A 24,650-nucleotide genomic window follows, 5' to 3' on the forward strand; every position below is an offset into this window, starting at 1 on the left:
ATTTTTCTTTTGTTATTTGTGATTTGTATTTTTTGAGATTTATTATTTAAACACCGAATTCGGAAAAACAACCACACTTTCAAACCCATCTTTTCCAACGGAGACCAGTCCGAAGAATGAATTATCAATCACAATTCCTTTCAATGTAAATTCTGAAACATCACCCACGTAGCGACTGTGGTCCCAATTGGGCGAGGTGGTGTCGCGCCAATATATTTTATAGCCCACTGCGCCGTCCACTTTTTCCCATTTCAGTTTTGCAGAGGGTTCCACAACACCGCCAATGGCAACATTTTTTGGTTCGGGTGGTGCAGAGGCTATACTCGCCAAATTTATTGCGTTCACCGCTGTGAGTTTTGCTGCATAATCAAAGTTTACAAATTCCAGTTTATCGCCGTATTCAATTCCGTTTTCGGTTCTTAAATCTTGATGTTGGTGGTTGTAATCTTCGTGCGCTTCCATTATTCTAATTCCGGCCCAACCCAAATCATTGAAGGGGCGGTGATGTCCGCCGCGGCCAAAACGATCCAAACGGTAAACCATCATTGGGTTCATTTCTGGCATGTAAGTTTGTGTGGTTTTAAAAACGTAACGGGCAAGTTGACGGGAAATTCCATCCACTTCACCACCGTAAAACCGTCGCATTTCACGTTCGCGCTCTGTTTCTGTTGGCGGAACTGGCTCAGAAAAAATCCTAAAATCACGATTGCTTATTACACCACCAACACCTTGAATGTTGCCAATCATATCATTATTTAAAACTCCGATAATTTCCCATCCATTCGCTTTAGCGTATGCAGCAAAACCTTTTCCGCCGAAAAGTCCTTGTTCTTCACCACTCAAACCTAAATAAATGATGCTGTTTTCAAATTTGTATTTCGAAAGAACTCTTGCCGCTTCAATAGTTCCCGCCATTCCGCTGGCATTATCGTTTGCGCCTGGCGCATCTTTGGTGAAATCACTACCATCACTATTTCTGGAATCGATATCGCCGCTCATAATGATGTAACGATTTGGGTATTTTGCTCCTTTTTGAACTGCTGCAACATTAACAATCCAAGTATCTTGGGGAACCCGGTCATTGCCTTCTGCTTTTACAAAATCTTTTTGGTAAAAAACATTTAGGCAGTCTTTACAATCTTTCGAAATGGTTTCAAATTCACTTTTGATCCATCTCCGCGCTGCGCCAATGCCGCGTGTACTGCTAATAGTGTCGCTAAAAGTGTTACGCGTACCGAAATTTGCTAGCGTGCTTATATCTGCTTCAATCCTTTCTGAAGAAACGGAATTGATAATATCATATATTCTTTGATCGGTTTGGGAAAACAAGGAAAACGATATGCTTAAAATAAAACAGGAGAGTAGGCTTTTCATTGGCGGAATTTTGTTTAAAAATAGCAAAAAGAAAGACGAAGACCTACTAGGTAATAAAAAACCTAACAGATTAGATTGCTTCGTGTTCCGCAATGACTCTGTTAGGTTTGAGAAGACAATCTCTTAAATTAAGTTAACTAATTTTCTCCAACGATGGCAAGTTTTCTTCCATCAGGGCTTATCGCCATTCGGGAAATATTTTTAACTCCATATTCTTCAAGGGAAGCAACACGGTTCCATTCTGTTTCGCCCAGCGTGTCGTACATATAGAGTTTGTTGCCGCTACCAACAAGGATTTGCGTATCATTGATCCAAACGCAGTCCTGAATGCCGATCGGCAATTCGCAAATAAAGAAACTTTCATAAGAATTCATATCCAGTAGATATAAATCTAAATTGCCTTCTTCGTTGACCAAAGAATAGCTCATGGAAGTAACTTTTGGGACTTTTTGAAGCGAGCGTCCAGCATTGTAAAATAAGGTGTCGGCAGTTTTTGTCCGTAAATCTATCATTGCCAAATCCATTTTATCACCATCCAAAACTGTAGCGAGCATTTTTTTATCGTTGTAGAAAGCGAAGTACGCAACTTGTAAATCTTTAATTATTTCAGAAGAATTACCCGTTTCCGAACTGTACCGATACAATCGCTGTAATCCGTCTTTGTCCAGTCTAACTGCTGCCACATCGTTATTTGAAGTAAATTTTTGAGGAGAATATTCGCCCCCTTCAGTTTTTTTATTGACCCACTTTTGAAGTTTTGAAGTCAAGTTATATTCTGAAATGTCTGTTTGCCCGTCATTGTTTCCCGCGAAAACAATCGTTTCGTTTGAAATAAAGGATGGTTGATTGTCATAGCCTTTATTGTTTGAAATATTTCGGACGTTCAACAATTCCAAACCTTCGTATGCTGGAGCGATATCAAAAACATACACATCGGTGTTTTGTTGTGCAAAGCTGAAAACGGAGGTCGTGATTGTGAAAAGGAAAAGGAGTTTTTTCATTTAAAATATTTTTGTTTTTAAATAACAAACTTAGAACCAAATTTTCAATAAAAATAAAACCGCCACATTTCTGAAGCGGTTTTAAGAATAATTTATCAATTCAGCTAAAACGGATACGTATTTTCCGAAATAACTTTATGTGCAATTGTACGTCTCAACTCACCAATATTCGGCATGTTTTGATATTTGGTGAAACGTTTAAGCCCCATCAACATCGCGCGTTGTTCATCTCCTTCAGAGAAGGAAAGAATTGCTTCTTTTGCTTTTACGGTTATAATATCTACTGCATGGTAAAGATACAATTGCGACATTGCTACTTGTTCTTTTTGTGTTTCTTCCCCAAAGCGTTTTGCGTTCTTTTCAGTTCGTAAAATTCCGCTTTCAGCCATGTAGATTTCAATCAAGATATCTGCTGCAGCCAATAGTGTCTGCTGGTGTTCTTCCAAATCGTTACCGTATTTTTGAACGGCGCTTCCGGCAACCATTAAGAATACCTTTTTCAGTTTAGCGATCATCGCTTTTTCTTCGGAAAGCAATTCGGAGAAATCTGGTTTTTCAAAAGAAGGAATTCCCATCAATTCTGCGGCAACTGCTTGTGCAGGATTCAAAAGATCTACGTGTCCTTTCATTGCTTTTTTCACTAGCATACCAACGGCCAACATTCGGTTGATTTCGTTGGTACCTTCATAAATACGGGCAATTCTAGCATCACGCCAAGCAGATTCCATTGGTGTATCTGCACTGTAGCCCATACCACCATAAATCTGAATTCCTTCGTCAGCACAATTTTGAACATCTTCGGAAACGGCTACTTTTAAGATAGAACACTCAATAGCATATTCTTCAACTCCTTTTAATTCGGCTTCTTGATGGCTGTTGCCAGCTTTTATGCGAAGCGCAATTCGATCTTCAATATTTTTTCCAGCGCGGTAACTAGCACTTTCGCTAACATAAGCGTTGGTTGCCATTTCAGCAAGTTTCAATTTTATTGCTCCAAATGAAGAAATTGGAACATTAAACTGAATCCGCTCATTCGCATATTGAACCGCGTTTGCAATTACACGTCGTTGCGCATCAAGACTCGCCGCCGCAAGTTTTATTCTACCAACGTTAAGAGCGTTCATTGCAATTTTGAAACCTTCGCCGCGCTCGCCTAACATATTTTCTACTGGAACTTTGGTATCACTAAAGAAAACCTGACGAGTAGAGGAGGAGTGAATACCTAATTTCTTTTCTTCCTCGCCCATTGAAATTCCATTTTCAGGGTCGTTTTCAACAATAAATCCTGTGATGTATTTATCGTCTTCAATTCGGGCAAAAACAATCATGGTATGACAAAAACCTGAATTTGAAATCCACATTTTTTGTCCGCTGATGGAGTAATGTTTTCCATCTTCAGAAAGTACGGCTTTTGTTTTTCCGCTGTTGGCATCGCTTCCCGCACCTGGTTCAGTTAACGCATAAGCTCCAAACCATTCGCCAGTAGCGAGTTTTGGGACGTATTTTTTCTTCTGTTCTTCTGTTCCGTATAGAGTAATTGGAAGCGTTCCAATACCTGTATGTGCGCCAAATGCTGTAGCTACAGAACCTGTTGCACCAGAGATGTAATCACAAACCAACATAGTGGTAACGAAACCCATTCCTAGTCCGCCATATTCCTCTGGCACAGCAACACCAAGAAGACCTAACTCTCCAGCTTTGCGCATAACTTCTTCAGTTAACGCGTAATCTTTATGCTCAAAACGTTCCTTAAGTGGCCAAATTTCACGGTCAACAAATTCCTTAACGGAATCGCGCATCATTTTTTGTTCTTCGGAAAAGTCTTCTGGGGTGAAAACGTCTTCAGCTTTTGTTTCTTTTACTAGAAATTGGCCTCCGCGAAGCAATTCATTTTTTGTTGTTTCTGTTGTATTCATTTTTTTTTAGATTTTAGTAGTTAGTACTGAGTATTGAGAAAATCTCACTACCCAATACTCACATCTCAATACTTTTTATTTCAAAAATTCATATACACCTGCAGCACCTTGTCCGGTTCCCACGCACATTGTCACCATTCCGTATTTTCCTTGTAGGTTTCGTTTGCGCATTTCATCAAAAAGTTGCGTGGAGAGTTTTGCTCCTGTACAACCCAATGGGTGGCCCATAGCGATTGCACCTCCGTTTACGTTTACAATTTCTTTGTCTAAACCAAGTCCGCGGATTACAGCTAATGATTGTGAAGCGAATGCCTCGTTCAATTCTATAAGCTCAATTTGGTCTTGCTTTAATCCAGCTTGTTTCAATGCTTTTGGGATTGCGTATAATGGACCGATACCCATTATGCTTGGTTCAACACCAACTGGTGCATAACTTACAAGCCTAGCAATGGGTTCAATATTTAGTTCTTTCACCATTTCTTCACTCATAATTACGGTGAAGGAAGCACCATCACTCATTTGTGAGGAGTTTCCAGCTGTAACACTTCCACCAGCGGCAAAAACAGGGCGAAGTTTTGAAAGGGCTTCAATATTGGTTCCTTTTCTTGGGCCTTCGTCTTTGGTTACGGTATATGTTTCTGTTACTTTTTTTCCAGCATCGTTTACAAAAGTGTGTTCCACATCAATAGGAACTATTTGATCATCAAAGCGACCTTCGTCTTGAGCTTTAAGCGCTCTCATTTGACTAGTATAAGCGAACTCATCTTGATCTTCACGGGAAACGTTGTATTTTTTGGCAACTGCTTCAGCAGTTAAACCCATATTCCAGTAATAATCTTCGTGGCCTTCTTTCGCCATTTTATAATCTGGAACAGGCTTGTAACCTCCCATTGGAATGTAGCTCATGCTTTCAGCTCCACCGGCTATGATGCAATCTGCCATTCCACTTTGGATTTTTGCTGTTGCAATGGCGATAGTTTCTAATCCTGAAGCGCAATAACGGTTCACCGTCATACCAGGAATTTCAACGATATCCAATGCCATTAACGAAATCAGGCGCCCCATGTTTAGTCCTTGCTCTGCTTCAGGCATCGCGTTACCAACTATTACGTCATCAATTCGTTTTTTATCGAGTTGTGGCAATTCGTTTAATATATATTTAATGGTTTCCGCTGCGAGTTCGTCTGGACGTTTGAAGCGAAAAACTCCACGAGGTGCTTTTCCTACTGCGGTTCTGTATGCTTTTACTATATATGCTGTTTTCATTTTTGTTTAGTATTTAGATGTTAGTATTGAGTATTGAGATAGCTCATTTTTCTAACGATTTTATTAATGCATAATTCATTTTTTGAAGTTCAACAACCTTGGATAAAATAGGATTTACAATGTCTTCCGAACAAATTGAAAGTTTATTTGATAGTAATAATTGAGTAAAAAGTTCATATGAAGAACCGTTTGCAATTCCGAGAAAATTTTTAAACTCACCGTTGGTATTTCTTCCTGCTCCCTCCGCTATATTCGAAGGAATTGAGACAGCGCTTCTTCGCAGCTGACTTATCAAGCCAAACTTCTCTTCTTTTGGGAAATTTGTGGTTAATAAATAGACTTCTTCAGCAACTTCCATTGCCTTATTCCAAATCTTTAAATCTTCTAATTTGTGCATTTTCTCAATACTCAATTCTAACTACTCAATTCTAATTTCTAAGAGGTTTCCCTTTTTGAATCATATGTTGAAGTCTTTCCAAAGTCTTTCTTTCTCCAGTTAAACTTAAGAAAGCTTCCCTTTCAAGATCGAGTAGGTATTGCTCACTCACATAGCTTGCTTCGCTTAAATCGCCACCTGCCATAACATAGGCTAGTTTGTTGGCTATTTTCTTGTCGTGCTCGCTGATGTAATTTCCAGCAAACATTTGGTCGGTTCCAACGAGGAACATTCCCAAGGCTTGTTTTCCAAGTACCTTAATATCTGTTCTTGGAATTGGTTTCGTATAACCTTGATCTGCCATAAATCGCGCTACTTCTTTAGCTGCAGCAATTTGTCTGTTTTGGTTAACGATTACAATATCTTTTCCTTTCTGAAGAATTCCGGTATCATAAGCTTCATATGCAGAAGTGGAAACCTTTGCCATGGCGATAGTCAAGAAATATTCTTGAAGTGTGTTGAGTTCAACATCATCTTTTCTAAATAGATCACTTGCGCGCATTGCCATTTCTTTGGAACCACCACCACCAGGAATAACCCCTACGCCGAATTCTACCAAACCAATGTAACTTTCAGCGGCTGCAACTACTCTGTCTGCGTGAAGGGTGAACTCGCAACCACCGCCCAAGGTCATTCCGTGTGGTGCAACCACAACTGGAATAGAGGAGTAGCGAAGGCGCATGCTCGTATCTTGAAAATATTTTATAGCGGCGTTCAATTCTTCGTATTCCTGCTCTACAGCCATCATAAATATCATCCCGATATTGGCGCCTACTGAGAAGTTTTTGCCGTTGTTGGCAATTACCAAACCGTCGTAATCTTTTTCGGCCATGTCAATGGCTTTGTTGATTCCTGCCAAAACATCACCGCCAACAGAATTCATTTTACTAATAAATTCTACATTTAAAATCCCATCGCCAAGATCTTCAACTACAACTCCGTTATTTCTAAAAACTTCAGAGGTTTTACGGATGTTGTCTAAAATAATAAACGAATCCTGTCCGGGAACTTTTACGTGCTTTTTCTGTGGAATATCGTAGTAATAGGTATTTCCGTCTTTTATAGTGTAGAAAGAATCAACGCCAGCTTCAAGCATTTCATTTACCCAAGCGGCTGGTTCTTTTCCTAATTCTTTTATTAATTCAATGCCTTTTTTAACGCCAACGGCATCCCAAATTTCGAAGGGACCATTATCCCAGCCGAAACCTGCTTTCATAGCATCGTCAATTTTATAAAGCTCGTCGGTTATTTCAGGAATTCTTTTGGAAACGTAAGCGAACATCGCCCCGAAATTCTTTCGGTAAAACTCTCCTGCTTTATCCTCTCCTTTTATAAGAATTGGAAAACGGTCAGTAACTTTATCAACCGATTTCGTTTTTTCCAAAGTGCCGAAAGCTGCTTTTTTGCTTTTTCGGTAGTCTAAAGAATCTAGGTCGAGGGTGAGGATTTCACTACTGCCATCATCATTTTTCACTTTTTTGTAAAAACCTTGGCCGCTTTTACTTCCCAGCCATTTGTTTTCCATCATGGTGTCAATGAAGCCTGGAATTTGGAAAATTCCGTGTTCTTCATCATCGGGAACATTGTCGTAAATTCCTTTTGAAACGTGTACTAATGTGTCCAATCCAACAACGTCAACGGTTCTAAAGGTTGCAGATTTGGGTCGGCCAATAACTGGACCGGTCAATTTATCAACTTCTTCAACAGTTAGACCCATTTCCTTCACTTGGTGAAAAAGGCTTTGGATGCCGAAGATTCCAATTCTGTTTCCTATAAAGGCTGGTGTGTCTTTTGCAACTACGGAAGTTTTTCCAAGGAATTTTTCACCATAACCATTTAAAAAGTCTAAAACTTCAGTTGAAGTTTTAGGTCCAGGAATAATTTCAAAAAGTTTTAAGTATCGCGGTGGATTGAAGAAGTGTGTTCCGCAGAAGTGTTTTTGAAAATCTTCACTGCGGCCTTCGCTCATAAATTTTATAGGAATACCAGAAGTATTCGAGGTAATAAGTGTACCAGGCGTTCTGTGTTTATCAAGGTTTTCAAAAACCTGTTTTTTAATGTCCAACCGTTCAACAACCACTTCAATTATCCAGTCGGCAGTTTTTACTTTTGAAATATCGTCTTCCAAATTTCCGGTGGAAATGCGTTTTGCAAAATCTTTGTGATAGAGTGGGGCAGGGTTGCTTTTAATGGCTTTCTGAAGATCGCCATCCACAATTCTATTTCGAACCACTTTGTCTTCAAGGGTAAGCCCTTTTTTCTTTTCGTCGTCGTTCAGCTCGCGGGGAACAATGTCCAGCAAAAGCACTTCCACGCCAATGTTTGCGAAATGGCAGGCAATGCCACTTCCCATAATTCCGGAACCAATTACCGCTACTTTGTTAATTCTTCTTTTTGACATATTATATTATTTTTCTGAATCGTATATTTTCTTTGAATTTACCAACTCGTTTATTGTATTTGCTACTTTTCTAAATGTTTGCAATTCTTCTACCGATACATTTTTTTGAACGGCTTCATCAAAACCTAATACTACTCCTTTTGAGAAATCGCGCATTTCTTTTCCGAAATGAGTTAAATGTATCAACACACCGCGACCATCATCTGGGTTTGGTTTTCGCTCTATCAATCCTTTTTGCTCCATAGCTTTCAAGGTACGTGAAAGGCTAGTGGCTTCCATTCCCATTTTGGGTCCCAGCGCAGTGGAAGGTGTTCCTTCTTCAGGATCGATGCTGATTAAAGCAAAGCCTGTGGCCATTGTACTTCCTTTTTTTCCTGCTTCTTCATTGTACATTTTTGTGACGCTCATCCAAGTGGATCTCAGAATATAATCTATAGTTTTCTCTTTATGTTTTTCTTTCATTGAAGATTTTGAAAAAGTGGAAAACCAAAGATACAAAAATTTATTATGCACGCATAGTAAATAAAGAACAAATTTATGCTTTCTCCACTACAGAATAATTCAGTTTTCCATCAACAACATTTGCTGGGGCGGTGTAAGGGTGCTCTGTGGCAGTATATTCGCCCATAATGTGCATTACGACCCAACCTTCAACTTTTAAAATATCTGCAATTAAAGAGCGATGGCAGCTCCACCATACTGCTTCGGCACACATTATGGCTGTATTTTTTTCGCAAGCAATTTCCTTAAGAATTTTTAAAGCTTCTTGAAATTGTTCTGTTTCCATATAGTCAGCATATCCTTTAAAGGAATCGAGCCGCCATGCATTGTTTTTTGAATTTGTTTCGGGTTTTCTACGACCTCCCAAATCGACTAGATGTGTATATGCAATTCCGTTCTCGGGAAGGGAAATTTTCAAACTGTCTTTGTTATACTGTGGAAATTTTCGCGAACCGGGATAATGGCGCACATCGACGAGCATTTTTATGTTGAAGGAATCCAACAATTTTAAAAATTCGTCGAGAGAGCGGGTAGAGTGGCCGATGGTCCAAATAGTCTCCATTTCTAATGGATAATTTTCCCTTAAAGATAAGAAATCAGGAAGGTACTTAGAAGAATTGTTACTTGTTTAACGGAACTTTAATTGGTTACAAATTTTAGCCCCACGATGGAAGCGATAAGCGTAGAAAGAAAAAACACACGCCATAAAGTAGCTGGTTCGTTAAAATAGAGAATACCAACCAGAACGGTGCCCACAGCACCAATTCCAGTCCATACGGCATAAGCCGTGCCGATAGGAAGTGTTTTTGAGGCTTTTATAAGTAAAAACATACTAATAAAAAGGCAGAGCAAGAACCCGCCGAACCACAGTTTAGACTCCCAACCATTGGTTTCTTTTACTTTTCCCAGACAGGCAGCAAAACCCACCTCAAAGAGGCCGGCAATTATTAGGAGGATCCAGTTCATTTTGTATGTTTTTATGAAGTATGCCCATAAATTTCATTGTACAAATCTATATACTGCGCTTTTATAATCTTACGTTTCATTTTCATAGTAGGCGTTAGTTGTCCGCCTTCAATGCTCCAAACATCTGGTGTTAACTCAAACCTTTTAACTTTTTCCCAATGGCCGAAATTTTCGTTGTAAAGGTCCACTTCTTTTTGGATGCGGTCTATCACTGCTTGGTTTTTAATGATTTCTTTGGGATCGGAAGGGAGATCTCTTCCTTTTTTACTTCCCCATTCTTTAAGGAATTCAAAATCAGGCTGGATTAGGGCGGCTGGCATCTTTTCGCCTTCGCCAATAACCATAATCTGCTCTATAAAGCGCGACTGCTTCATTATGTTCTCAATTACTTGAGGTGCTACATATTTGCCGCCGCTAGTCTTGAACATTTCTTTTTTACGGTCGGTTATCTTTAAAAACCCTTCGCTGTCAATCTCACCAATATCACCTGTGTGGAAATATCCATCTTTTATTACTTCGTCAGTCTGTTCTTGGTTTTTGTAATAGCCAATCATCACTTGTGGGCCTTTCACCAAAATTTCCCCGTCCTCCGCAATTTTAACTTCGGTTTCTTTAAGGGGTTTTCCCACGGTTCCAATCTTAAATCCGTGGTTGCGCATATCGTTCACGGAAACTACTGGAGAGGTCTCAGTAAGACCATAACCCTCCATTACTGGAATTTGGGCAGCATTGAAAACACGTGCCAAACGGGGTTGTAGCGGTGCGCTACCAGAGGCAATAGCTTTTAAATTTCCACCAAGAGCTTCGCGCCATTTGCTGAAAATAAGTTTGTTTGCCAATTTAAGCTGGCTTTCATACCACCAGCCGTTTTCGCCGTAGGGTTCGTATTTTAGACCTAAATCTATTGCCCAAAAGAACAGCTTCTTCTTTATGCCAGAAAGTTCTCCTCCCTTGGCATATATTTTATCGTATACTTTTTCGAGTACGCGCGGTACTGCGGTCATCACTTCGGGTTTTACTTCTTTTAAGTTATCGCTGATGGTCTCGAGAGATTCTGCGAAATAGAGTTCCACTCCGCAATACTGATACATATAATGCAACATGCGTTCGTAAACATGGCACACAGGCAAAAAGCTCAAAGCCGACGATTTTCCAAGTTCAATGGGCAATCTTTCAGCACTGAATTTAGCGTTGCTGGCAATGTTTTTATGCGAAAGCATTACTCCTTTAGGTTTTCCGGTGGTTCCAGAGGTATATATTAACGTTGCCACATCATCTTCGTGAATGGCTTCTTTTCTTTTATCTAATTCGTTTTGGTTGCTTTCGTCCTTTCCTTTTTCCAAAACTTCGCTCCAGTTTTTTGCGCCTTTAACTTCATCAAAAGTGTAAACCTCTTTTAGCGAGGGCACGTTCGCTTTAATGGCCATCACTTTATCGTAAACTTCTTTGTCGGAAACAAAGCAATACAAGGATTCACTGTGGTTGAGAACATATTCGTACTCACTCTCTGAAATTGTTGGATACACTGGCACATCCTGCGCGCCAGTTTGCATAATGCCTATATCGCATATATTCCATTCGGTGCGATTGGTGGTAGAAATTAATGCTACTTTATCGTTGGGTTTTACCCCCATATTAATTAAAGCTCTACTTATTGCATTGGCCTTAGCTATATATTCCTGAGTAGAAGTTGCCTTCCATTCGCCACTGTATTTGGTAACTAGGGCTTTTTCTTGTGGATATTTTTCTAGTTGATAGTATGGGAAGTCGAAGAGTCTTTTTGGATCTGTCATGATAGTATTGTTGAGGAAGTGAAAATAGCAATTTTTTTTAAGTTTCTCTTTGAAACAAAAAAGGAATGAAAAATTTTGCCATTCCTATAAAAATATGGAAAGTTTTTATCTTTCTATTTTAAAAACCGCGATTCTTTTTTTGAATGAAAGATTTTAAAATATGGGTTTTTCAGGATTGCCAAAGGCATCTGTAGTAAAACATGTATCTAAATAAATATTACAATTTGGCATACGCTCCTTTAACTGAATTGCCTTTTGATCAATATCTTCTTCATTCTCCTCCGAATCCAAAAAAATCTCTCTCAAACTTTGGTTGTTCAAGCTTTCGCATAAATGGGTAAGGGTGATTGCTGTTTTGGTAAGGTTTAGATTTTCCAAAGATTCCATTTTGTTGAAATACGGAATGCTTTTTTCGGTAATACTACTGTGGTTTCTTAAATACAGGATTTTCAAATCCTTAAACTTGCTTATATACTTAACACCTTCATCAGTAACAAGCGTTTCTTTTAGATGAATCTCCAATATGGAAGTAACCCGTAAACTAAGAAAATAGAAGAAATCATCGTCTTCTTCGGAATCTATTCTTTTCAGCGCACCCCATTCTTTGGGGATGTCTTCCAGTTTTTCAATGCGAAAATGGCGTTTCCAGAATTTTTTTTCTTCTTTTGAAAGGTTCATTTTAACGAGTTATAATTCAGTTTCAGCGAAAATTACAAAGCTTTCTGTGTTCATTCTTTTTACTATCACATTGGTAGTTTTATAAAATCTCTCCCAGTAAAATTAAGGTAAATAGTTTGCTTTATTCATTAACATTGGCATTAGTTAAAATCTCTTTAAAAGCATATAAATCTGAATATGTATTATATCTAAATGGTATATGTAGCCATCCAGCTCCGTACGTTGCATCTTCTATTTTAGTATGGTCATTTCCAGGTCCGTGTGGGATGTAGCCATTTATTTGATAAAACCGTATAGCATTTACATTTTCAAAGTAACCTAGGTTTGAACCATATTGATTCAAGTTGATTTTGTCAAAAGCCAAATAAAACCATTCATTTGTTGAACCATAGACATTTGTGGGGTTTGAAATGTTATGAACGTATATAATTATTCCCTCGTCAATTATTTTATAGTCATATGTTTTCTCTTTACCTTTTTCTTTTACAATCGATTTCACAAAGTTTGTTTCAAAAAAGTCTTTAATATAATTATGGGCTGTGTTATTTATTTTTGCGCTATTAATGTCAGGTTCTGTTGCTGTATTTAAATTTGTTTTATTGCAATAACTGGCTAAATGTTTCATTGCAAATTCAATGTTTGAAATTAAATCTTCATCACTTGAATCAATATTTAAAAATGAATGATCTGTATAAGTGAATTCATCCTCCGGTCGAATTATTCCAGCAGCGAAGGTTTTTCTAATACAGATATCCTTATTGTACGTAAACTGGTTGTATTTATTAATGGACGCTATTGAAGTAGGGATGGTTTCGCTATATTTTACCCCAAACATATTTGAATAGTCAAAAACTAAATTACAATCGTCAATACTTACAAGTTTTAGATTGTAGGTATAACTATCTACTGTCGAATTATTCTTTAATTTTTCCCTTAACCACGATATTGTTTGCTCTTTGGTAAATTTTTGAATCTCCTTGTTAAATGGGGATTCAGCCTTCTTTTCTTTCAATTCATACAATCGGGTAAGCAGTTGTTCAAGTGCCTCTTTATCGATGGTTAGAATATAGAACTTAAATTTTGCTGAAGATGATGGATATTCATCTGCCGTTTTTGTACTTGTAAAGTGTTCATCTTTAAAATTTTGCTTAAAATTTAGCTCTACAACCTGAAGATCGTTATTGGCGAATTCAGTATAGATAAAATAATCGAAAAAATGATTCCAAGAAATCTCGGTGGCACGGCTAATCCATTCATAATCACTTTTACCACCAGGTATTGTGTTAACGGTTATCTCTTTTTCTGTAAAAACCTGTTTACCCAACTTGTCATCTTTTTTTGAAAACACATCGTTTGTTTGCACTTTTTCGACCTGGGTCTTAGCTACTAATTTTTGAATGCTGGTAAAAACTTCTTGTTTGGTTTGGGCAGTTATCAGTACGCAATAAAAGAGGGCAATAATTACAAATGTTAGTTTAGTTTTCATAATTGTAATTCTAATTGTTTTTAATTGATTATTACAGTATTCATTAACTTAGATTTGTTCAATATTTTTAAAATTGTTCTGTTTTAATATCCTCGAAGATCCTTCCAATCTTCTAAAATTTTCAGAACCGCTGCTTTATCTTCCGGCAAAAATTTACATTTAAAATTATCACTTTCTTCCTTCGTAATCCCGAATTCATCATCATCCATTTCATATGCTATATCGTCATAAAAATAGAATTCGACCACGAAAAAGTCTTTATATTCATTATATCTATACTTGTCAAAATCACTCCAATCAATGCCAGAATAGGTTTCTTGCCATCTCATACTCTTAGATTCTAAAGTAATAATGAAGGTATTGGCGGAGAGTTTTTGCGAAACTTTTGTGGGATCTGTGTATGTGTCCACACGGGAAATTTTATCTAAATATTTTTGTATTGGCGGGATGTTATCTGATTGTTTACCATCAAAATATTTAATGGTATCTTCTAGTTTTCCGTTTTTATCGTAATAGTTCCAATCTCCGGCTTCTACCCCTTCAATGTATTTTCCAACAGATTCCAAATTTCCGTTGTCATAATAAGATTTCCATATTCCTGTTGCATCTCCATTCTCAATTTCTCCAATTTCCTTTAGTTTGCCATTTTCGTGATAGATTTTATTTTCGCCATATTTTTTTCCATTTATGAAATTTGCAACTTCGCTTAACTGCCCGTTTTCATAATAGGTAATTGTTTCTCCATTTCTGATTTCATCAATAACATTTCCAATTTTATGCAATTGCCCATTTGGGTAATACATTTTAGTTTGTCCCGTTAGTTTACCATTAACAAAATTTCCGGTCATCGCTATTTTTCCATTTTCAGAATAGCTTTTCGATTCCCCCACTTGTATATCATTTATAAAATTTGCAACTCCTTTTAAATTCCCATTTTCATAGTAGCTTTTCCATTCCCCAGTCATTTTATCACCAATTTTATTTCCAATTGATTTTAGGTTTCCGTTTTCGTAATACTTTTTCACTTCGCTTTCTTCGGTTTGACAAACAGCAATTGTTGAAATGAGCATACAAAAAATGATCAGTATGGTTTTATTTGTTTTCATTATTTAGGGGGTGTTGGTTTTTAAATAATAATAGGAAACCTTCAAATCGGGATCTTTAAAAATAAGCTCGTCTGTAGTGTTTTTCAATACTTTAAACTCATTTTTATCTCCCGTTTCCCATTCCAAAAGCAGCATTTTTTTGTCTAAAAGATATTCTCCAGAAAGGGAATTGCCTGCAAGTTGTGCACTATTGTAAAAAGCGCCATTCGGTTGGAAATCAATTGTAGTTTGATGGTATTTGTTGAGCAGCAGTGCCGCTTCCGCGTTCATAGCCTCTAAATCATCAACATTTAATCGTTGTTCCGCTGAAAGTTCTTCATACAGGGCTGCTTTAAAAACAGCAAGTAATAATTCGTTGTTATTTGCATCGCCACTAAGTGTTTTTTTGAAACTCACTTTTTGCAATTGCCACTTCCCAATCATGTTGTTTCCAACTTGCGCAGCTACTGATGTGCTTATTAAAGTGAGTGCAATAAATGTGAAAAGTGAATTCTTAAAGGCTTTCATAGCAGAGGCAGTGTTAAATTACAGGCAAACAGTTATAATTTTTATAGTATTTACCCAAATAAATTCAATTAATAAATCTTAGACAATACTCCAAATGGAGTATTTTTTGAATATCAAATCAATCCCTGCAAAATACTTTGTTTAATTAATTGTGATGTGTTTTTGCAAGCTGTTTTCCCAAGTATATTGTTGCGGTGCTTTTTTACGGTTAACGGGCTTATAAACAATTGTTCTGCAATTTCACTCGTACTTAGCCCGTCAGAAATTAACTTTAGAATATCAATTTCCCTTTTGGAATATTTTACCGAAGAGTCAGTGACATTATCAACATCTATGTTCATAAAGGAAGGATTGCCATTTAACCCAATCAATGAGATTTGGTTGGTATTCGTTTTAGTCAAATGGTCTATCCGGGTGTGGATGTTGAGCGATTTGCCAAACTTTCCATGTTCATCCAAAGTCAATAAAAGAGCTTGGTGATTGAGCATTGCGTATTCACCGTTTTTCATTCTGCTTCTAAATGAAAAACAGGATTTGTAGTTTAAAACCTTGTCTATGCCCAATGTTCCAAATAAAAACTCAATATTCCTTTGTTCAGCTTTGGCAACAAACTCCATATCGTCCGGGTGGATGGTTTCCAAAATATCCTTAAAGCTTACGGTTTGGGAATCAAATCCGTGAATATCCATAATAGATGGACTTACATTGGAAAGCGACATATCAAAAAAGTCTACGATATAATAGTAAAAAGGCCCCGTACTTATAACGGAGCTAATTACATCTTCAAAATTTATTTCAGGAAGTAAGGTGTTTTGTGTTGTGGTTTGTTGCGAATTTGTCCATACTGAATTAAGTTTTTCAATTTCTAAATTCATAAACTTGCTAGTTGTTTTGTAGTAAATATATACTTTTTTAATTAACAGATATTAGTTGTCCCACCTTCGTAGAAAAAGTTTAGGGGGGCAAAGATTTTTACTTCTTAGTTATCTGTTAAATATTGTCTATGGCGGGACGCTCCCACTAGCATTGGTGATTCTTCAAAAAAGTTTCGTATTTTTAAGAACAATAACCACCGCTAACAACCACCGTAACCATGAAAAAGCTGCTATTTCTTTTAATTTTAATACTGGTGGCGCCATGCTGTATTGCGCAGTCCACAGATTGCTCCCAGGGCAATGGCACCTACAAGTACCGCACAGTACTAATGGAGAGCATCCCCGTTGACTTTAACAAGGATGATTTTCTGGATTTTATAGTGGCGCGCGACAATATTTCTAGCCAGGACTTGACCACGCTTACTGATGGCATAACCGCTGTATATAGAACCATTCCCTCCTTAGATCCGCATAAGTTGATTACCATAGATGCCACTGTGGATATATATTCCATCCTGGATAGTTTGGAAAACTCCCTTGATATATTTTTTTGTGTGATTAGGGATTGCGTCCAGCAGGACGGAACCTATAGTTATTTTGCCACCCTTGTGGAAGGGCCCATTGCAATTGATTTTGACAAGGAAGACTTTATAGCTTACATTACCGCCCGCGATGTAATTTCCGGTGCTGACCTGGCCCTGCTCAACGAACATATAACCACTGTGGAAAAAGCGTTTCCCTTTTTCCAATCAGATTTTCTGAAGAGAACTGTTCTCATTAATGCTACAGCAGAAATATATGGAATATTGGAAAGCCTTACCAATTCTCTTGAGTTTTTTGAGTGCATTGATGATAACATCATATTAGCGTTGGGGGAAGTGCCGACCGCGCAAAGTGCAATACTATTTCCAAACCCGGTAACGGAACAGTCGGTACTTCAACTGAACCACCCATCCCATACCCTGCGGTTAGAGCTCATCAATACTCTTGGTCAGTTGGTTTACAGTAGCTTGCATTCGGGAGCGGAAAGTATAGCGTTAAAAAACCTACCCGTGCCCCCGGGAATTTCGTTTCTTAAAATATACCATATGATGGATGGGAGGGTTGAAATATTAAAGGTGGTAAAGGAGTAATAAACCATTCATTATTTGTTAAGTACCTCACGCTCGCGCGCCGCAGGCAGGTTTGCAACGCGTGACAACCTCATAACAATTTTAACAGACCAATAGTTATTATAAAGTAAACATCGCGATAAGACCTATCAGGAGATTGCTTCTCCCGATAATTATCGGGATCGCAATGATACCTGTTAGGTCTTTTTCTGGTAGCATCCCCACCGTGTCCTTTGTGCCTTCTTTGTGTCCATTGTGGTAACCCTTAATCCGACCCTCGGCTGCTGCGGGCGTCCCTGAGTAAACTAAACTTAGCTCACATAAAACAAAAAAAACCGTTTACAAAATACTTGCAAACGGTTTTTATTAAATATAGAATATTCCTAGATTTTTTCAATCCATTCACGAGCATTAACCAAGGCTTGAACCCAAGGAGAAACTTCGTCATTCATCCTGTCTTTTGGATAATACGCCCAGTTCCATGGAAACGTAGAACGCTCCAAATGCGGCATCATTACTAAGTGACGACCCGTTTTATCGGTCATCATTGCGGTATTGAAATCGCTGCCGTTTGGGTTTGCAGGCAATGCATCATAACCATATTTCGCTACAATATTATAATGCGATTCTTTATTCGGAAAACTGAATTTTCCTTCCCCGTGTGCAGACCAAATTCCTAAAGTACTACCCGTCATTGAAGACAGCATCACAGAATTGTTCTCTTGAATTTTTACAGAAGTAAAAGTACATTCAAACTTTCCAGTATCGTTATGAAGCATTTTGGGCTTTTCTTCATCTTCTGGATTCAATAGTCCGAGTTCCACAAAAAGTTGGCAACCATTACAAACGCCAAGTGAAAGAGTGTCTTCCTTTGCAAAGAAATTCTTTAAAGCTGTATTTGCTTTTTCGTTATACAAAAATGCACCGGCCCAACCTTTTGCACTTCCCAGCACATCACTATTACTGAAGCCACCAACGGCAACCAATAGTTTAATTTCTTCCAAATCCTCACGTCCTTCAATCAGATCGGTCATATGCACATCTTTTACATCAAACCCTGCAAGGTGCATCATGTATGCCATTTCACGCTCGCTATTACTTCCTTTTTCACGGATAACGGCGGCTTTTATTTTCGGTGTTTCAGAATTAAGTTGCGGAAGTTTTCCATTGAAATTCTTCGGAAACTCAAACTTTAACGGTTGATTTTTATAATTACTGAAACGTTCTTTAGCAAGTCTTTCCCCGCTTTGGTTTCTGTCTAACAAATAAGAAGTTTTATACCAAGCATCACGCATTTCAGGAATACTGAAGGTAAGTTCTTCGGAATTGTTTTTTATTTGAAGTGTTTCATTTTCTGAAACCGTTCCAATTTTTTTGAAATCGATATTCTTTTCAGTAAGCATCTTTTCAACTGAAACATTTTCGGAAGCTTGAATCACAACGCCGGCATTTTCAGCAAATAGCAATTTCACCATATCACTTTCCCCTAAACCTGAAAGATCCAGATTTGCACCTAAGTTAACATCAGCAAAACACATTTCTAGTAAGGTAGTTATCAATCCACCAGAAGCAACATCGTGTCCAGCTAGGATTTTTCCTTCTTTAATCAGTGCCTGTAAAGTGTTGAAAACAGTTTTCACATAGTCCGCACTTTTTACATCTGGAGCTGCATTTCCGATTGAATTCAAAACCTGTCCAAAAGAAGAACCGCCTAATTTAAACTTATCCTGAGAAATATTGATGTAATAGATACTTCCACCGTTTTTCTGAAGAACGGGTTCCACAACTTTCTTAATGTCATTACAATTTCCAGCGGCAGAAATAATTACGGTTCCAGGAGAGATCACTTCCCCGTCTTTGTATTTCTGCTTCATTGAAAGTGAATCTTTTCCAGTTGGAACGTTGATTCCCAAATCAATTGAAAACTCTGAAACGGCTTTCACTGCTTCATATAATCTTGCATCTTCGCCTTCATTGTTACAAGGCCACATCCAGTTTGCGGAAAGAGAAACGCTTTTCAATCCATCTTTCAATGGCGCCCAAACTATATTGGTCAAAGATTCAGTAATAGCATTTCGCGAACCTGCAGCAGGATCAATCAAGGCCGTTAATGGCGAATGACCTATAGAAGTGGCAACGCCTTCCTTTCCGTGGTAATCCAGCGCCATTACCCCGCAATTATTCAACGGAAGTTGCAACGGCCCTGCGGTTTGTTGCTTTGCAACGCGACCCGTTACACAACGGTCTACTTTATTGGTAAGCCAATCTTTACAAGCCACGGCTTCCAATTGAAGCACTTGCTCTAAATATTCTTTTATTTTTGAAACTTCATAATCAGGATTTTTGTAATTCCTGTTTACGGTTTTGTCTTTCATTATGGTTTTTGGGGAGCTGCCAAACATATCCTCCAAAGCGAAATCCATTGGTTTTTCACCTTTTTTATTTTCAAAGCAAAAGCGTTGATCGCCGGTAACCACGCCAACTTCATACATTGGGGAGCGTTCGCGATCGGCAACTTTTTTCAGCTTTTGGATATTTTCTTCATTAATAATCAATCCCATTCGTTCTTGGCTCTCATTGCCCATAATTTCCTTTGCGGATAGGGTAGGGTCGCCAATGGGAAGTTTATCGAGTTCAATTCTCCCGCCAGAATCTTCAACCAATTCGCTCAAACAGTTTAAATGTCCACCCGCACCGTGATCGTGGATGGAAACTATTGGGTTTTCATCACTTTCAACCATTGCGCGAATAGCGTTTGCAGCACGTTTTTGCATTTCGGGGTTGCTTCGCTGGATTGCATTCAGCTCAATTCCGCTGTGGAATTCACCTGTATCTGCTGAAGACACTGCAGCACCACCCATCCCAATTCGGTAATTATCGCCACCTAGGACTACTATTTTATCACCTACTTGCGGTTTGCCTTTAATGGCTTGGGTCGCTTTTCCGTAGCCAATTCCGCCTGCTAACATTATAACTTTATCAAAACCCAATCGTCGTGCTTCCTCTTCATGTTCAAATGTTAAAACGGAACCAGCAATTAATGGTTGCCCAAATTTATTCCCAAAATCTGAAGCGCCATTACTAGCTTTAATCAAAATATCGAGCGGCGTTTGGTATAGCCAATCGCGTTCTTTCATTCCTTTTTCCCATGGTCTTTCATCATTCAACCGTGAATAGGAAGTCATATAAACCGCTGTTCCGGCTAATGGCAACGAACCTTTTCCGCCAGCCAAACGGTCGCGAATTTCACCACCGCTACCAGTTGCTGCACCATTGAATGGCTCAACGGTTGTTGGGAAATTGTGGGTTTCAGCTTTTATTGAAATCACACTCTCAAAATCCTTTTCTTCGTACCAATCAGGTTTGTCACCACTTTTTGGTGCCCATTGTTTCACTTTTGGGCCTTTTACGAAAGCCACGTTGTCTTTATATGCCGAAACAATATCGTTTGGATTTTCGGCAGAAGTCTTTTTAATAAGTTTGAATAGGGAAGAGGGCATTTCCTTGCCGTCAATTTCAAATACCCCGTTGAAAATTTTGTGGCGGCAGTGCTCGCTATTCACTTGGCTAAAGCCGAAAACTTCACTGTCGGTAAGTTTTCTTCCAAGTTTTTCAGATAGATTTTCCAGATATTCAACTTCTTCAGCGTTTAAGGCTAAACCTTCTTTTTGGTTGTATTCTGAAATATTTTCAATCTCCAAAATGGCTTCCGGCTGCACGTGAATATCAAAAATATCTTGATTCAATTCTTTGAATTTCTGCGAAAGCATCGGGTCAAAAGTTCCTTTTTCAAAAGTGCTATTATGAAATTCCTCAATACGGACTATTCCTTCCACAGCCATATTTTGAGTGATTTCAACAGCATTTGTGCTCCAGGGCGTAACCATTGCAGCACGTGGGCCAATAAAAAAATCCGTCGGGTTTATGGACAGGACGGATTGCTTTATTTTAGGTTGGTTGCCAAAAAGCCACTCCAACTTTTTAATGTTTTCTTCTGAAATATTTCCGTGGGTTTGGACTGCAAAAACGGTGTTTTCAACATTCCCAAAAAAGTGAATCATCCTTTTGAATATTAGTTCATTTTTGAAGTTTCACCTTCGCTAATAGCTTCGGTGAACAAAGGTGCAAAGGTAACTAAATTTGAAGATAATTTAAATTTCAATAGCGCCATTAAGTAAAAAGTGTTCACATTTATTAAGTATTTGACTCATAGTAGTTAGATAAAATTTAATTGTTATCTTGTCGAACTTTATTCACTAAACGCTAAACCCTAAAACAGATGAAGCAAAAAAAATTACTTTCCACAATTTTATTTTTTCTAAGTATTGGCCTATTTGCCCAAACAAAATTTCCACCAGAACAGATTATCGTTGGAACTTTTGTTGGACAGACAATCCCTTTACGAGATTATCCGACTATGCCAGACAATCTCAATTTAGATCCACAAACATTGACGGTAGTGCCAAACGAATCTACCACCCAAATTGAAATCAATGAGGTGCCACCCACTGTTATTGATAACCTTCAGAAAACACTTGGTCAAATTAACACAAGGGGTTTAGAGCAGAATTTTATTGGTGCTTCTTCTTCAGAGTCTGGTTTTTATCCACCTGATCCAACAGGAGCGGTTGGACCTAATCATTATGTTCATTCGGTAAATTCACTGGTAAAGATTTTTAGTAAAACTGGGACTCTATTAGTAGGGCCAGTTTCTTTAGGTACTTTTTTAGGATTTGGCGGCAACAGTGGAGACCCTATTGTTTTGTATGATCAATTGGCGGACAGATGGCTTGTGAGCGAGTTTGGAAATATAAACGGAGGTAATTCTTTGGCAATTGGAGTATCGGCAACGAATGATCCTGCAGGTGCTTATAATGTATATCAATTTTCCTTTAATGGTTTTCCAGATTACCCACATTATGCCGTATGGCCTGATGCTTATTATGGAACGGTAAATCTAGGCGGAGCTACAACACGTGCTTTTGCAATGAACCGTGATAAAATATTAAACGGAAGTCCCAATCCTGAAATCGTAATATTTACACTTCCAGGAATTGTGGTGAATCCAAACCAGGTGAAGAGTCCTGAGGCAGCGAACCTTTTGGGTAGTAATATTGCCCCGAACACCCCAGGATATGTTACTTATCTTCAAGATGATGCTTGGAGTGGAATTTCTAATGACCATTTAAAAATTTGGGAAATGGATATGGATTGGACAAATACAGCAAACTCTACTATCTCCGCTCCACTTGAAATTCCTACTGATCCTTTTGATGCGGGAGAAATATTTGGACAGGGTGCAATAGCGCAGCCTGGAACCAATCAAAAACTTGCCGGACACGGCGGAATAATTTCTTTTGGCGCAAACTATAGAAGTTTTCCAGGCCATAATTCTTGGCTTATAACTTTCAATACTTTTATTGATGCGAATGAAACAGGCGGTATTAGATGGATTGAACTGAGAAATGATAGTTCAAATCCTTGGTCTATATATCAAGAAGGTACATACGCACCAGCTGACGGCCATAGTAGATTTATGAGTAGTTCTGCAATGGATATTTATGGAAATATTGGGCTAGCATATAGTATTGGAAGCGCTACTTTACCAGTAGGTATTCGATATACAGGACGATTTGACGGTGATCCCTTAGGAACCATGACAGTAGCAGAAACTACTATTAAAAATGGTGTAGGTGTGCGAACCAATACCTACAGATACGGAGATTACGGACATACCACAATGGATCCCGATAATTTAACTTTTTGGCACACGGCAGATTTCTTTTCAAACAATAATGCTTGGAGAACCCAAATTGCTTCTTTTAAGATTTCAACTGGATTTACGGCAGATGTAGGTGTGAATGCAATTATTCAACCCGAAAATGGTCAATTAACAAATGCTGAAACCGTTGAAGTTAGCATAAGAAATTATGGGTCAGCATCTCAAGCAAATATTCCTTTGGAACTTCGTGTTGATGGTAATTTAATAGCCAGCGAAACTTATTCAGGAACAATTACTTCAGGAAGTACTGCCACCTATACTTTTTCACAAACGGCAAACTTATCAACTCCGGGACAAACCTATACCATTGAAGTAAGAACAAATTTATCTGGAGACCAGTTTCCCGCCAACGATCCATTAACCAAAGAAGTTACTAATCTTTTGTCAAACGATGTAGGTGCTCTTGAAATTACAGCACCAGTTTCTGGCCCAGGTCTGGATAATACAGAAACGATCACTGCAACTATTAAAAACTTTGGAGCTTCTTCTCAATCTAACTTTAATGTGCAATATGTACTTGATGGTGGAGCACCTGTGGTGGAAACATTTGCGGGATCTATTGCATCTGAACAAGAAGCGAGCTATAGCTTTACACAAACTGCAGATTTTTCTACATTGGGAACGCATAGTCTTACTGTTTCTACTTCCTTAACAGGTGATGGAAATCCTTCAAACGATGCGGTTACTTCTGAAATTGAAAATTTAATTTGTCAGCCTAGTGGGAACTGTTCTGCTGGTCACGGTTTCCGATTGTTTTCGGTAGCTGAAATCAACAATCCTTCTGATTGTGAAGGATATGGCGATTTTACGAATTTAATCGCAAATTTAGCACCAAATACCACGACCCCATTGACCATAACGACAAACTTTGGAGGTCAATTTATTAAAGTTTGGATTGATTATAACGATGACTCCATTTTTACAGCAGATGAGGTAGTGGTTGACAATTACCAAATTGCCCCCGGCCAAGGACCTGGAACTTATACCGAAACTATAGATTTGGTTGTTCCAGCAGTAAATGCTGTAGGTGAACACAGAATGAGAGCCAAAGCCAATTGGAACGGACCTGTACCAGCGAATGCTTGTGATGATACAGCTTTTGGGGAAACAGAAGACTATACTGCAAATATAGGTACTCTAGGTGTAGAAGATATGGCCATCAGAAATGGTGAATTGTTAATAACCAGTACTGACAACAAGCATTTTGATGTATCCTTGATCTCTGATTATGACGGTATGGGCTATATTTCAGTTTATAACACACTTGGTCAGGAATTGGGCATCAAGCCTATTGGTAAAGTGGATGGCGCTTATCATTTAAAATTAGATATGTCCTTCGTTGCAAGCGGAGTGTATATAATCAAGGCAGGTGGTCAAACTACAAAAGCAGTCAAAACCGCAAGAATTATTGTGAAATAATTTTCAAAAAAAGTAATTTTTATAATGAAAC

The 24,650-nt window shown here is 38.3% G+C and carries 18 protein-coding genes; 2 read left to right on the top strand and 16 right to left on the bottom strand.

The window, feature by feature from the left end; genetic code table 11:
* Positions 1 to 42: 42 nt before the first annotated feature.
* The 15 genes from ESU54_RS07535 to ESU54_RS07605 all read right to left on the bottom strand — a co-directional run bounded on the left by ESU54_RS07535 (position 43) and on the right by ESU54_RS07605 (position 16,306).
* A complete protein-coding gene (locus ESU54_RS07535; RefSeq protein ID WP_111844655.1) occupies positions 43 to 1,374 on the bottom strand; it encodes a M28 family metallopeptidase in 1,332 nt (443 codons plus the stop codon).
* A 137-nt stretch (positions 1,375 to 1,511) separates the two neighbouring features.
* Positions 1,512 to 2,375, bottom strand: a complete 864-nt coding sequence (locus ESU54_RS07540) for a TolB family protein (protein WP_111844656.1) — start codon at positions 2,373 to 2,375, stop codon at positions 1,512 to 1,514.
* Positions 2,376 to 2,479: 104 nt separating this feature from the next.
* Complete coding sequence (locus tag ESU54_RS07545; RefSeq protein ID WP_111844657.1) at positions 2,480 to 4,291, bottom strand: acyl-CoA dehydrogenase family protein; 1,812 nt, start codon at positions 4,289 to 4,291, stop codon at positions 2,480 to 2,482.
* 75 nt (positions 4,292 to 4,366) lie between these two features.
* A complete protein-coding gene (locus ESU54_RS07550; protein WP_111844658.1) occupies positions 4,367 to 5,557 on the bottom strand; it encodes an acetyl-CoA C-acyltransferase in 1,191 nt (396 codons plus the stop codon).
* Between the two features lie 43 nt (positions 5,558 to 5,600).
* Positions 5,601 to 5,954 (bottom strand): four helix bundle protein, encoded by a 354-nt coding sequence (locus tag ESU54_RS07555; protein ID WP_111844659.1) that lies wholly within the window; start codon positions 5,952 to 5,954, stop codon positions 5,601 to 5,603.
* 31 nt (positions 5,955 to 5,985) lie between these two features.
* Entirely contained in the window at positions 5,986 to 8,394 is a 2,409-nt protein-coding gene (locus ESU54_RS07560) for a 3-hydroxyacyl-CoA dehydrogenase/enoyl-CoA hydratase family protein (protein WP_111844660.1), read from the bottom strand.
* Between the two features lie 6 nt (positions 8,395 to 8,400).
* Positions 8,401 to 8,856 carry a MarR family winged helix-turn-helix transcriptional regulator gene (locus tag ESU54_RS07565; protein WP_111844661.1) on the bottom strand — a complete coding sequence of 152 codons (456 nt, stop codon included), beginning with the start codon at positions 8,854 to 8,856 and terminating at the stop codon, positions 8,401 to 8,403.
* A gap of 73 nt (positions 8,857 to 8,929) precedes the next feature.
* The gene (locus ESU54_RS07570; RefSeq protein ID WP_111844662.1) at positions 8,930 to 9,457 is read right to left on the bottom strand and encodes a DUF488 domain-containing protein; all 528 of its coding nucleotides are present in this window, start codon (positions 9,455 to 9,457) and stop codon (positions 8,930 to 8,932) included.
* Positions 9,458 to 9,534: 77 nt separating this feature from the next.
* Positions 9,535 to 9,861, bottom strand: a complete 327-nt coding sequence (locus tag ESU54_RS07575; RefSeq protein WP_111844663.1) for a DMT family transporter — start codon at positions 9,859 to 9,861, stop codon at positions 9,535 to 9,537.
* An 11-nt stretch (positions 9,862 to 9,872) separates the two neighbouring features.
* The gene (locus ESU54_RS07580) at positions 9,873 to 11,654 is read right to left on the bottom strand and encodes an AMP-dependent synthetase/ligase (RefSeq protein WP_111844664.1); all 1,782 of its coding nucleotides are present in this window, start codon (positions 11,652 to 11,654) and stop codon (positions 9,873 to 9,875) included.
* 153 nt (positions 11,655 to 11,807) lie between these two features.
* Positions 11,808 to 12,332: a hypothetical protein gene (locus tag ESU54_RS07585; RefSeq protein ID WP_111844665.1), complete on the bottom strand. Its 525-nt coding sequence runs from the start codon at positions 12,330 to 12,332 to the stop codon at positions 11,808 to 11,810.
* 121 nt (positions 12,333 to 12,453) lie between these two features.
* Positions 12,454 to 13,818 carry a hypothetical protein gene (locus ESU54_RS07590; protein WP_146848099.1) on the bottom strand — a complete coding sequence of 455 codons (1,365 nt, stop codon included), beginning with the start codon at positions 13,816 to 13,818 and terminating at the stop codon, positions 12,454 to 12,456.
* Positions 13,819 to 13,901: 83 nt separating this feature from the next.
* A complete protein-coding gene (locus ESU54_RS07595) occupies positions 13,902 to 14,924 on the bottom strand; it encodes a toxin-antitoxin system YwqK family antitoxin (protein WP_111844667.1) in 1,023 nt (340 codons plus the stop codon).
* Positions 14,925 to 14,927: 3 nt separating this feature from the next.
* Positions 14,928 to 15,431, bottom strand: a complete 504-nt coding sequence (locus ESU54_RS07600; protein WP_111844668.1) for a hypothetical protein — start codon at positions 15,429 to 15,431, stop codon at positions 14,928 to 14,930.
* Between the two features lie 113 nt (positions 15,432 to 15,544).
* Positions 15,545 to 16,306, bottom strand: coding sequence for a LuxR C-terminal-related transcriptional regulator (locus tag ESU54_RS07605; protein ID WP_111844669.1), 762 nt, complete (start codon positions 16,304 to 16,306; stop codon positions 15,545 to 15,547).
* 218 nt (positions 16,307 to 16,524) lie between these two features.
* Here ESU54_RS07605 and ESU54_RS07610 point away from each other — a divergent pair, with 218 nt between their 5' ends.
* Positions 16,525 to 17,439, top strand: coding sequence for a T9SS type A sorting domain-containing protein (locus tag ESU54_RS07610; protein ID WP_111844670.1), 915 nt, complete (start codon positions 16,525 to 16,527; stop codon positions 17,437 to 17,439).
* A gap of 362 nt (positions 17,440 to 17,801) precedes the next feature.
* On the opposite strand, the gene purL is transcribed toward ESU54_RS07610, so the two are convergent.
* A complete protein-coding gene (gene purL / locus ESU54_RS07615) occupies positions 17,802 to 21,479 on the bottom strand; it encodes a phosphoribosylformylglycinamidine synthase (RefSeq protein ID WP_111844671.1) in 3,678 nt (1,225 codons plus the stop codon).
* Between the two features lie 218 nt (positions 21,480 to 21,697).
* On the opposite strand from purL, the gene ESU54_RS07620 reads away from it, so the two are divergent.
* Positions 21,698 to 24,619 (top strand): GEVED domain-containing protein, encoded by a 2,922-nt coding sequence (locus tag ESU54_RS07620; RefSeq protein ID WP_111844672.1) that lies wholly within the window; start codon positions 21,698 to 21,700, stop codon positions 24,617 to 24,619.
* The last annotated feature ends 31 nt before the right edge of the window (positions 24,620 to 24,650 follow it).

Source organism: Aequorivita antarctica (assembly GCF_007997155.1).
Classification (GTDB): Bacteria; Bacteroidota; Bacteroidia; order Flavobacteriales; family Flavobacteriaceae; genus Aequorivita; species Aequorivita antarctica.